This is a genomic window from Heliomarina sp. (genome assembly GCF_052826185.1).
Window position 1 is genome coordinate 733,650 of the sequence record NZ_JBRBUI010000054.1, and the last position, 12,450, is coordinate 746,099.

The window sequence follows — 12,450 nt, forward strand, 5'->3', positions numbered from 1 at the left end:
ACATATCGGAAGTTGGAATGCGCCACGTCCCGCGAAACCTGTTGTCCGCCTTTCTTTTGGCGGTTCTGGTCCTGACCCCGTGGGCAGGCAGGGCGGCGGATTTGACTGTGTTCGCCGCCGCAAGTCTCAAGACCGCGATGGATCAGATCTCCGACCGATTTGAAGAGGCTTCCGGTCTTGAGATAGCCGTGGCGCTTGCCGGTTCGTCCGCACTGGCGCGGCAGATCGAACAGGGTGCGCCAGCGGATGTCTTCATTTCCGCGAATTCAGATTGGATGGATCATCTTGAAAGAAATGGATTTATCCGGTCGGGCAGCCGATTTGATCTTCTCGGCAACAGACTTGCGCTGATCGCTTATGGCACTTTTTCTGAGCCGGTTGTCATCGATTCAGCGCTGGATTTAACCGATATGCTGAAGGGAGGCCGCCTTGCCATGGCTCTCGTCGATGCGGTGCCGGCCGGGATCTATGGCAAGCAGGCACTTGCTTCGCTTGGGCTCTGGGAGGAAGTGGCACCACAAGTTGCACAGGCCGACAACGTACGCGCCGCGCTTGCCCTCGTGGCGACCGGCGCGGCTCCTTTGGGTCTTGTCTACGCCAGCGACGCCATGGCTGAGAAACGGGTTAAGGTGCTTGGTATCTTCCCCAAGGAGAGCCACGATCCGATCATCTATCCCGTCGCGATCACGTCACGTGGCGATGCAGAACCGGCACAGCGCTTTCTCGACTTCCTGCGCGAGCCGGAAAATCGCCTGATATTTGAAGAACAGGGGTTCGAGGTGCTGGCTGAATGAACTGGCTGACGCCCGAAGAAATGGCCGCCGTCATGCTGTCGATGAAGGTGTCTTTCTGGGCGACCTTGGTCAGCCTGCCGTTCGGCATTCTGGTGGCGCATGCGCTGGCGCGGTGGCAGTTTCCGGGCAAGCTTTTGTTGAACGGGCTGGTTCACCTGCCGCTGATCCTGCCGCCTGTCGTAACAGGTTACCTGCTTTTGATGACGTTTTCACCGGTGGCCCCCTTGGGTCGGGCACTGGAAAGCATCGGTATTGTCTTTGCCTTTCGCTGGACCGGCGCGGCGCTTGCGGCGGCGGTCATGGCCTTCCCTCTCATGGTCAGGGCAATCCGTCTGTCGATCGAAGCTGTCGACCCCGGGCTCGAGCAGGCGGCAGCCACGCTTGGCGCTTCAAGCGTCTGGGTCTTTCTCACAGTCACCTTGCCCTTGATCCTGCCGGGCATTCTGACCGGGTGCATTCTTGCCCTTGCCAAGGCCATGGGCGAGTTCGGCGCCACGATCACCTTCGTGTCGAACATCCCCGGCCAGACCCAGACTCTGCCGACAGCGATCTACGCATTCCTACAGGTGCCCGGCGGGGAATCTTCCGCCTTCCGTCTGGTTCTGATCTCGATTGCGCTGGCGATGGGGGCCCTTCTGCTGTCGGAAATCCTCGCTCGTAGGCTCGGCAAGAGATTGGGGGGCGCATGACGGTTTCGGTTCGGCTGTCGCATCAATTCTCGGGGTTCGGTCTCGACGTCGATTTCGAAGCGCCCGCAGGTCTTACCGTGCTCTTCGGGCGATCCGGGTCGGGCAAGACGACCATCATCAACGCGGTCGCGGGTCTGCTGAAACCGGACCGGGGGCGGGTGACCATCGATGGGCGCGACCTGCTTGATACGGATCGGCGGATCGACCTTTCGACCCATCGACGTCAGCTTGGCTATATCTTTCAGGATGCGCGGCTGTTTCCGCATCTGACGGTTGCCCAGAATCTGTCCTACGGGCGATGGTTCGCGCGCGGCCCTCACCATGCCGATGAAATGGATCGCACGGTCGACATGCTCGGACTTGGCCCGCTCATGTCGCGCAGACCGGCGCGGTTGTCCGGCGGCGAAAGACAACGCGTGGCTATCGGGCGCGCGCTGCTGGCCGGTCCGCGTCTGCTGCTGGCGGACGAACCGCTGGCCTCGCTCGACGAAGGGCGCAAGGCGGAAATTCTCCCGTATTTTGAACGGCTCCGGGATGAGGTTGACGTGCCGATACTCTACGTCAGCCATGCCCCTGCCGAGGTTGCGCGGCTGGCAACCACGGTCATCGCGCTCGAAAATGGCCGGGTCGTCCGGCAGGGTCCGGCGCTCGAAGTGCTGGGCGATCCGATGGTGACACCTGCAGGGATCCGCGCTGCAGGGGCGGTCCTGCGCGCAGAGGTAAAGGCGCATCACGACGATGGTCTGAGCGAGCTTGATGCCGGGGGCATTCCGCTTTTCCTGCCGCGCGTCCCGCACCGACCGGGAAGCTTCATCCGCATCCGGATCGCCGCGCAGGAGGTGATCCTGTCGCGGGAGCGTCCCGCAGGCCTCTCGGCGCTCAACATCCTGCCGGGCCGAGTGGAATCGCTTCGGGCGGGCGAGGGGCCGGGCATGCTGGTATCACTCGCGACGCCCGCCGGAACCATCCTTTCCCGCATCACCCGGCGTTCGGCCATGACCCTTGGTCTGGACGAGGGCGTCGATTGCCACGCCATCGTCAAATCCGTCGCCATCGCACCCGAGGATGTGGGCGGGGCCCGACCCCGGTCAGACGGATAGAACCGTCCAGCTGCCATCGTCGAACATCAGCCGCTCAAAGGCGTACTCGTCCGAATAATAGTGGTTCTTCAGCAGGATATCGCCCTTGGCCCAGCTGATCGAAAGATCGTAGGTGCCGCTGCGGGCAAAGCTCAGCTCATCCACCGAGGAGACCGAGTTGAACAGGATCGTGTCGAGACTGTCCGAGCGGCTGTCGTCGAAAGTATCGCTGCCTTCGCTGGCGACATAGGTATCGTCGCCGGTCGAGCCGTAGAGGAAATCGTCGCCAAGTCCGCCATCCATCCAGTCGTTGCCATCATAGCCATAGAGACGGTCATCCCCGTCCAGTCCGAACATCCGATCATTTATCGACCCGAGATCGGCCCTGTTGCCATTAAGGGTGTCATTCCCTCCGGTGCCTCTCAATTCGGCATTGATGCTGGTCAGATCCACCTTGGTGCCATCGGCAAACTCAAGGGTTTCAACAGCATAGCGCGTGTTGAAAGCGTACTGAATGGTGACGGACCCGCTATCCCAGTGGATGATCAGTTCTGATCTTGAGGTGAGAGTATAGCTGACATCGCTGGCCGAAATCCCGGATTTCAGCTTGATCACGTCGGCCTTGTCCGCCGCATCACCATAGTCCGAGATCGTGTCGTGCCCGTCGCCGACAAGATAGGTATCCGCCCCCGCCGCACCATACATTGTATCATTGCCAAGGCCCCCGATCAGCGTGTCGTCGCCGTCGTATCCATAAAGCCGGTCATCGCCGTCGAGCCCGTAAATCACGTCCGTCTTCGACCCGATATCGCCATTGTTGCCCGAAACGGTATCGTTCGCGTTGGTGCCATAGGTCGGCGCGGCGATCTTGGTCAGGTCCACCGTGGTCCCGTCGGAATAGATGAGCTGTTCGACCGCATAGGTCGACCGGAACGCATTCTGGATGGTGAATGACCCGTCGGCCCATTCCGCGATCAGACTGCCGTTGCTGCGCGAATAACTGACATCCGACGCAGAAACCCCGGACTTCATCCGGATCACGTCCTTGGGGTCGCCCGTCTGCCCGTAGTCCCAGATCTGATCGTGACCATCTCCGACGTAATAGGTATCGCCCCCTTCGGCCCCGTACATGCTGTCATCGCCAAGCCCGCCGCTGAAACGGTCGTTGCCGTCGTAGCCATACATGGTGTCGTTGCCGTCCAGCCCGACCAGCAGGTCGTTGCGCGAGCCGAAATCCTCGCGGTTGCCATAAAGCGTGTCATCCGCTGTAGTGCCGTGGGTCTCGAGCGCAAGCGAGGTGAGATCGACCACGGTGCCGTTGCCATAGCGCAGCTTTTCGACCGCGTAGGAGCTGTCGAGCCCGTTGTCGATCATGACCGACCCGCCGTCCCAGCCGATCCAGATATCGCCGTTTTGCAGGCGCATCGTGACATCGCCGGGATTGATCCCGCTTTTTAGCCGGACTTCGTCATCGCTGTCGCCGGTCGTGCCGCGATCCGAGATATAATCGTCTCCGTCGCCGACGAGGTAGATATCGCCGCCCTCGGCACCATAAAGATTATCGTCCCCAAGCCCACCATCCAGAATGTCGTTCCCGTCATAACCGTAAAGCTGGTCGTCACCATCAAACCCGCGCAGCGTATCGTTGCGCGAACCGAGCGTTTCGCGGTTGCCGCGCAGGTTGTCGTTCCCCCCTGTGCCGATTGTTGCAACAGAGATCGTCGTCAGATCCTGTGTGGAACCATTCCCATAGCGCAATGTTTCCACAGCATAATTCGTGCTGAACGCATTTTTGACCGAAACCGATCCGCCCTTCCAGTCCAGCAGGAGAGTGCCAGAACTGTCGCGGCTGAAAGAGACATCGCCGGGATTGATCCCGGATTTCAGCTGGATCACATCCGCCGCGCTGCCGCTGCTGCCATAGTCGGTGATCTCGTCATCACCATCGCCCACCTTGTAGGTGTCGCCCCCGTCACCACCCTGCAACGTGTCATTGCCAAGACCGCCCTCAAGCGTGTCGGCCCCGGCATAGCCATAAAGCCTGTCGTTGCCGTCTTCGCCGGTCAGGGTATTATTTCCGGCATCCCCGGAGAATGTCTTGTTCGCAGGTGTCGTGTAAGGTGTCTTTGCCTGTGTCACGAGGTCGATGATGGTGCCATCGGCCAGCCGTACCTTTTCCACCTGGTATCGCGCTGTCGACCAGTTCTGCACCTGTACCGAACCTTCGTCCCAAGTCACCCTCAGATGCTGGCCATCGACCAGCAGAAAGGATAGATCGCTCGCGTCGATACCCGCGACAAAGCTCAGATAATCGTCGCCATCGCCGGTGTCGCCATAATCGTTGACTAGGTCATGTCCCTGACCGACGATGTATTCGTCCTCGCCCGCGGCGCCGTAGAGCTTGTCATCGCCAAGCCCGCCGTCAAGCGTGTCATTGCCGTCATAGCCGTAGATCGCGTCATCCCCGTCAAGTCCGGTGATGACATCGTCCCGCGTGCCGAATTCCTCGTCATTGCCATAGATCGTTTCACTGCCGTTGGTGCCAGTGATGGTCACCGCAAGCGTGGTCAGATCGACCGTCACGCCGTTGTCGTAGACCAGCCGTTCCACGGCATAGCGTTGGTCGAAAGCATAGGCGATGCGTGCAGAACCCGTGCCCCAAGAAATCAAAAGATCGCCATTGCTGTATGCCTGATAGGTTACCATGGCCTGCGTGATCCCGGCGGCCAGCCGGATGGTGTCGGGCCCGTCGCTCAGATCCGACTTGGCAGCATCGTTGATATAGTCGTCGCCTTCGCCAACGCGGTAGGTATCCGCGCCTTCGCCACCGTACATGGTGTCGTCGCCATTGCCGCCTTCGAGGATATCCGCGCCATCATAGCCGTAAAGAGTATCGTTCCCGTCGCGCCCGACGAGATAGTCGTCGCGGCTGCCAAGCTCCTCTCGATTGCCGCCGAGGGAGTCGTTGGCGTTCGTGCCCATGGTCGGCGCGAAGGCATCTGTGAGAGCGATTTTGCTGCCATTGGCGAATTGCAGCGTCTCGATGGCGCTGCTCTGGTCATAGGCCGACTGGATGCTGACCGACCCGCTGCCCCAATCCACGAGCAGGGTGCCGTTGTGGGTACGGGTATAGTCCACGTCACTGGCGGAAATGCCCGCCCCGAGAAGAAGCGTATCTGCACCGCCTGAATCCTGAATAAAGTTCTCGCCCGCGCCGGGGAGGTAGATGTCGTCGCCATCCCCGCCGTACATCTGGTCGTCGCCGTCACCGGCATCCAGCCGGTCATTGCCATCATAGCCGTTCAGCCGGTCATCGCCGTCCAGACCATAGAGCATATCGTCGATGCCGCCATAATCCTCGGTGTTGCCGTAGATGTAGTCATTGGCGCTGGTGCCAATGGTGTGGACGGACAGCTTGGTCAGATCGACGGTTGTGCCATTGGCGAAGGCCAGTGTTTCAACCGCGTAACGGGCATCGAACGCATAGGCGATCCTGGCCGAGCCGGTGGCCCATTCGATCATCAAGGCACCGTCCAGCGTCCGGCGATAGCTGACATCGCCGGGCGCGATGCCCGGTGCCATCTCGATCCGGTCCTTGCCTTCGCCGCTGGCACCCGATCCGTAATCGCGGATCAGATCGTGGCCGAAACCAACGCGATAGGTGTCTCCATCTGCGCCGCCTTCCAACTGGTCATCGCCTTCGCCGCCATCGAGAATATCGGCCCCGTCAAACCCATATAGGTAATCGTCCCCATCCAGCCCGTAGATGGTATCATCACGGCCGCCGTAATCGGCGCGGTTGCCATAGATCGTCTCGCCGCCGTTGGTTCCGATCGTATCGGCAGAGATGCTGGTCAGATCGACCGTGGCACCGTTGGCAAATTCCAGCAGTTCCACCGCGTAACGCTTGGAAAACGCGTTATCGATCCGGGCCGATCCGCCCTTCCACGAGATTACGAGATCGCCGTCGGAATTGCGGGCATAGCTGATGTCGGCGGCGCTGATGCCGGTGGCAAGGACAACCCTGTCCTTGCCATCCGTATCGTTGCCGTAGTCGCTAATGAAATCATCGCCCGAACCGACAAGATAACGGTCCGCTCCGATGCCGCCATACATGTCGTCATCGCCTTCGCCGCCGTCGAGCGTGTCGTTGCCGTCCTGACCATAAAGTCGGTCATCGCCGCCAAGCCCGACAATCTTATCGTCGTGACTGCCAAGTGCCTCGCGGTTGCCGTAGATGGTTTCTCCGTCTTCCGTGCCACGGGTGACAACCGCCTGACTGGTGAGGTTGACCACCCGGCCACCGGCCAGTTCCAGCTTTTCGATCGCGTAAGCTTCGCGATAGGCATTGTCGATCCGGACCGACCCGCCTTTCCACGAAATCAGCAGATCTCCGTCCAGCATCCGCGCAAAGTCGAGATCGCCCAGACCAAAGTTGCGGTCCAGCACGATCCTGTCTGCCTTGCCGCCTTGATATTCATAGTCCTGAACGAAATCGTCGCCGAGGCCGACCACATAGCTGTCGCCGTCCGCGCCCCCATACATCCAGTCATTGCCAAGACCGCCGATAAGGGTGTCATTGCCGTTAGCGCCATAGAGATAGTCGTCGCCCGCACCACCATCGAGCGTATCGTCGTCTTCGTAGCCATAGATGCGGTCGATGCCGAGCCCGCCGCGCAGCACGTCCTTGCGGGCCACGCCGCCTTCGTCACCGCGCAGGTAATCGTTCGCATCGCTGCCCCGCGTCTCGATCGCCATGTCCGCGATATTGAGTGTGCTGCTGCCGTTTTTGTTCTTGAGCTTGAGCTGCTCGATGCCGCCGCCTTCGGTAAAGTGGCCCTGCACAAGAATGGAATCCTTGCGGGTTTCGATTGTCAGGTCATCGGACAAAGCTGTGCGATACAGCGTTATGTCTTTTTCCGTGAGACCCTTGCGCATCATCACGGTATCGGTGCCGCCATCCTCGATGATGGTTTCCTTGCCGCGCGCCTTGTAGGTGTCATTGCCCATGCCGCCGCGGCTGATGTCGACCCCGGCGCCGCCGATGAGCATGTCCTTGCCCGCGCCGCCAATCTGGATGTCATCGCCTTTGCCGCCCTTGAGCTTGTCGTTACCGCCTTGTCCTTCGAGAACATCAGAGCCCTTGCCGCCCTTGATGATGTCCTTGCCGGCAAGGCCGACGATCCGGTCCGAAAGGATGAATTCGTTGACATCGCCTCTCAGCACATCGCCCTTGCGGGTGCCGACGATGCCCTGTGCCTGACGTTCAAGATCAAAGATCGTGCCGTCCTTGAGCTCAAGCAGTTCGATGGCGCCATTGGTGCTGTAAAATCCTTCGATGCGCACGATCAGCTCGCCCGAGGCATAGATTTCAAGATCAAGTTCGTTGGCCTGCGACTTGAGAAAGGCCATATCCGATAGATCGAATTTCTTCTGGATGCGCAGACGGTCGTTGCCGCTGGTATCGACGATCGTGTCAAAACCGCTGCTGTAATAGTAGATATCGTCGCCATTGCCGCCGAACATCAGGTCATTGCCCGCGCCGCCGTTCAGGATGTCATCGCCTTCGCCTGCGTTCAGGTTGTCGTCCCCGCGCAGACCGAAAAGACTGTCATTACCGACACCGGTGGACAGGCTATCGCGCCCGCCACCGCCGCGCAGATTGTCGTCGCCGCTTGTCCCGTTTAGGCCAAGCGACTGGGCAGGGTAGATCTCGGACAGGGCCGCGTCCACGGTGATGCCGGTGTCGCCGTCGAACTTGGACATGACCTTGTCGAGCTTTTTCGCCTGTTTGCGCGACATGGTGTCGATATCGATGGCGGTATCGATCACGCGGATGAGGTTGGTCCATACGCCAGCCATCTCCGCGCCTGATTTCTCATAGTCTTTCGCCAGCTTTTTCAGGGCCTTGAAGTCCAGCTTGAGCGGCTCTGCGAAATGGTCCGGCTCCCATTCGTAATCCGGTTCGCCCTTGAAGATCACCGCCGCATCGGTCTGGGCAAGGATCTTGGTCAGCGTCACGTTGCGCGCGTTCTCATAGGCGGTCTTGAGCGTACGTCCTGCTTCGGGCGCCGGATCCGAGCGATAGCCCTGCAGGAAAGCGCGGTCGGTGAAGGCCTCGATAAAGGCAAGCTGACGGCCATCGATATAGTAGCCGCGACCGCTTGGATCTTCGCCTGACACCTCGGCCCACCGGTAGAGGATCGAATCCATCCGGCCAAGCGCATCCTGATCGGGATCAAAGACCTCCTTCGCTGAAAGCGCGGCCAATTCGGCGACAAGCTTTTCCAGCTCGCCGTCGCGCGCCATGGCGGTGTGCAGATCGGGCAGCATGCCATAGCCGCGCAGGTGGGGCAGGGCAAAGGCATCGGGATCAAACGGCACGTCGCCCTGCGCGCGGGTTAGCACGTTGTCATAGGCAAACCAGACATCCGAGATTTCGCGGGTCTGGCCCTTGTCGTTGGTATAGCTCGAAATATGGGTGACGCGGTTGTCGGCGATCATGCCCGTGCCAAGCGCGGCATCCAGCTTGATCGAGACCACGCCGGATTTCTCGAGGCTTTTCAACTCGCCCGGATCGGAATCGCCGTCCTGGTTGAGATCACGCCAGACGACGAGATCCTCAAAGGCGTCGTCTTTCTTGTCGATCACCCCGTCAAAATTGGAATCGAGCACCGCGAGATTGGTGAAACCGTCAACGGTTTCGGTGCCGAAGAGCTCGGAGTGATCGTCGATTTCGTCATTGTTGTTGCTGTCGATGGCAAGCAGGCCGTCGTCGGATTTCACCCATCCGCTGACTTCGCGCATGCCGTCATTGTCGATGTCCCAGAAAACCGCGCCCTTGGAGGAAATCGAGGACAGTTCAAGCCCGTCGCCATCGAGGTCGAGGATAAGTGGCGAGGCTTCGGTACGGGCCGTGGTGCTGCGGTCGCGCACGTCCTCGGCATATTCGACCGGCGCGGTATCGTCGCCCGTCCACCATTCGACGAGACCATCCCAGAATCCGCCGATCCGCTCAAACCCTGTGTCGATCGCTTCCTTGATCCGGTCGAGGAAATCCGCGCCCCAGTCGTCGGGATTGCTGCTGTGATCGCGGAAATTGTCGGTCAGATCGTCAAAGGCCTGTTCCAGCCAGTCGCGGCCCTTGCCAAAGATATCGGCACCGTAATCGATCACGTCCGACCCGGTATCGCGCAGCCAGTCGAGCGTGTTATCGGCCATTTCATTGGCCTGCGTGCCGATGTCTTTCCAGGTGTTGACCACGTCCTTGCCAAAGTCGGTGGACTGATCGACGACCCAACCGGCCAGCTTGTTAAGCTTGTCGGCCTTGTCCGCCACCCATGCGCCGGTGCTGTCGAGCGAATCCTGCGCCCAGATGGCAAAGTCACCCATTTGCTTGTCGAAGAATTTGAGCGCCGCGTCCTTGGCGTCACTGATGCTATCAAGCGCCTTTCCCGCCTGGTTGGTGGTCCATTTGGTGCTGGTGCTCCATGCCTCCGAAGCTGTGTCCCAGCCGTGGCGCAGCGCCTGTTCGGCAACCTGAAGCCCCCGGGTGCCGATCGCGCCCAGATCCTCACCCAGATCGATCGCGGCATTCCACCCGGCATTGCCGGTTTCGATGAACAGGTTCGCGCCTTCGGTGCCGATCCAGCGGAAGGCCTCGACCGCCGCCCCTGTCATCGCGTCGGTGATCAGGCGTTTAGTTTCAGGCACTTCGGCGGCCAGCTTGGGGATCTGCGAAAGTGCGGTCCACGTTTCGTCGAGATCGACATTCGTCAGCGTGCCGGGTCCTCCAAGCGCCAGTTTGCCGATCCAGGTGGCGAGCGGCTTGTAGAGACCCGGATTGGCCGTCTGGATCGCCTCGTTGTCGTAGTAACCGGGCGTGCCGGTCTTGGCACCGGCAATCGCCGCGTCCGTGTAATTGCCCAGCTTGTGATCCGAATAGAGGCCGCCGGGCAGCAGGCTCGGGTTCGCCACGACACTGGTTGCTCCAAGGTGATCGCCGCCGGTTTTCGACACCAGATCGCGGTCGATGTAGAGGTTGAGCATCTCAGCACCGCTCAGCCGCGCGGTATCCAGCGCACCGCCGTTATTTTCACGGATGGCGTGTTCCGCACCGGGGGCCGACTGGGTGTGGAGGTTCATGTCCGACACGCGCTTGTCATAGGTCCCGGCCGTTTCGTAGATCGCGTATTGCGCCAGCGCACCCCCAAGGCTGTGACCGGCAAAGGTGACTTCGTCGCCGCTTTTCCAGTTGTTCTGAAGGAAGGAATTTACCTGAGACCGGGCTTCGTCCCATTGCGCCCAGCCGATGCTGGCCACGTCATCGTAGAAATCGCGTGCTTCCTGCGAGCCCTTGAAGGCGACGACCACATCGCCGGTCGCATCGTTCTTCAGCCCAAAGGCCTGCAGCCCGTCCTTGGTATCGCCCTCGATGATCGTGACCACCCGGTATTCGGCCAGCTGAGATTTGTCACCGACTGAATTCGGTCCGAGGTTCAGATCCTTGAGCTTGGTCCCGGCACCCTGTTTCTGAAGCTGTTTTCGGATCGTGTCCGCATCGATATAGGCGAATTCAGAGGCATCGCGGCCAAGGGTGGCGTTCGTCATGGGAAAAGGCCTTTGTCAAAATACTCGGTCGGAAGAGGTGGCGAAGGGGTAAAAAAAGTACTTAGTTCAAACAGATACTGGCAGTCATAAGCCGGGGTTTCAGAGGTTCTGAACCGCCCGGCGGCTCGACCCAGAACAGGTGGCAGCCGTCCGGCGACACCCTGAGTGTTTCTGGCAGCAGGTCGGTTGGATGGATGGAGGTCCAGCCGCCGGCCTCGGCATAGATCCCGGCGATGTTGCCGGTGTCGCGAGTGCCGCCGGTCGTTGCAAAGATCAGCCCGTCACGCGTCATGTCGATGCGATAGCTGCCCTTGGCGTTCCATTCCGCCCAAGGCACGTAAGAGGTAACGGGGTCCTCACCAACCGAGAGATCCCAGACCGGAATCCCCGGCAGATCGGCCTTGAAATCGGCACGGCGACGGCCTGACCAAGCTGGATAGACAAGGAAATGGCACGCTGCAAAACCCGCCGCCGGCATTGGCTGAACGCTGACCGGATCAAGCATCAGTTCAACTTCGCTTTGCCATTGGCCCAGCACGTCTTGTTCGTCGTAAAGCAGCAGTTCTGCGCCTTCGGGATGTTCGATCAGCCCGGCCCAGACCTGACCGTTCGTTCCAAGCGCTGACTGCCTGCCGAAACGCGGCTCCATCGCAAGGTTCATCTCGGCTTCGCGGTTCAGGCAGTGGTCGAGGGCATCCGGGTCTGTCGCCTCGGTCGCATCCCGCTGCCAGTGCAGGCTGTTGCCATTGGCATCGGTCAGCAACAGGCCGCCTGTTGGCAGGGGGCAGTGGCCCGGTCCATCGAGCATGAGCACGGTTTCGGGTGCGCGGTCCGTGCCTGTGAGGATCAGCGCATAATCCGCACTCTGCGACCCCGGCCTTTCCGCGATCACGGCGACGGTTGTATTGTCGAGCCAATAGCTGTTTTCGGTCGGGTGCCAGTTGTCGCCAAGCGCCAGTTCCTGAACGGTAAGACGCTCCAGAACGGTGGACCCGGCGGTCACCGGCGTTGCCCCGATGAACAGGACCGTGCATAGCATTTTGACCGGATAAAGGTCATGCCCCACGCCGCGCGTCCTGTTGGACCCGCGCATGAAAGCTGCGAAGGAACACGCCTGCACCTGTTGAAATCACCCCGATTGCCCCCCGGAAACCCGCCAGCCGCTTGTTTTTGACTGGAATATAAAAATACGAATCAAAATGTCGCAAATGCGCTGCGGGGAGAATAGCCGCGCGCGATCCTTTGCGGCAACTTTAGATGGCTATCATTTTCGAAAAA

5 protein-coding genes are annotated in these 12,450 nt (G+C 60.2%); 3 read left to right on the plus strand and 2 right to left on the minus strand.

Going from position 1 to position 12,450, the window contains the following annotated elements; translation table 11 throughout:
* The first annotated feature begins 17 nt into the window (after window positions 1-17).
* From modA to modC, 3 genes are read left to right on the plus strand one after another with little or no spacing between them, the layout of a single operon-like run.
* Window positions 18-794 carry a molybdate ABC transporter substrate-binding protein gene (modA, locus tag ACU0FH_RS21725; RefSeq protein ID WP_446196769.1) on the plus strand — a complete coding sequence of 259 codons (777 nt, stop codon included), beginning with the start codon at window positions 18-20 and terminating at the stop codon, window positions 792-794.
* Complete coding sequence (gene modB / locus ACU0FH_RS21730; RefSeq protein WP_446196770.1) at window positions 791-1,483, plus strand: molybdate ABC transporter permease subunit; 693 nt, start codon at window positions 791-793, stop codon at window positions 1,481-1,483. The genes modA and modB overlap by 4 nt, the downstream gene beginning before the upstream one ends.
* Window positions 1,480-2,583, plus strand: a complete 1,104-nt coding sequence (modC, locus tag ACU0FH_RS21735) for a molybdenum ABC transporter ATP-binding protein (protein ID WP_446196771.1) — start codon at window positions 1,480-1,482, stop codon at window positions 2,581-2,583. The genes modB and modC overlap by 4 nt, the downstream gene beginning before the upstream one ends.
* Here modC and ACU0FH_RS21740 read toward each other — a convergent pair.
* Window positions 2,572-11,172 (minus strand): calcium-binding protein, encoded by an 8,601-nt coding sequence (locus ACU0FH_RS21740; protein ID WP_446196772.1) that lies wholly within the window; start codon window positions 11,170-11,172, stop codon window positions 2,572-2,574. The genes modC and ACU0FH_RS21740 overlap by 12 nt on opposite strands.
* Window positions 11,173-11,233: 61 nt before the next feature.
* A complete protein-coding gene (locus ACU0FH_RS21745; RefSeq protein WP_446196773.1) occupies window positions 11,234-12,238 on the minus strand; it encodes a hypothetical protein in 1,005 nt (334 codons plus the stop codon).
* Window positions 12,239-12,450: the final 212 nt, after the last annotated feature.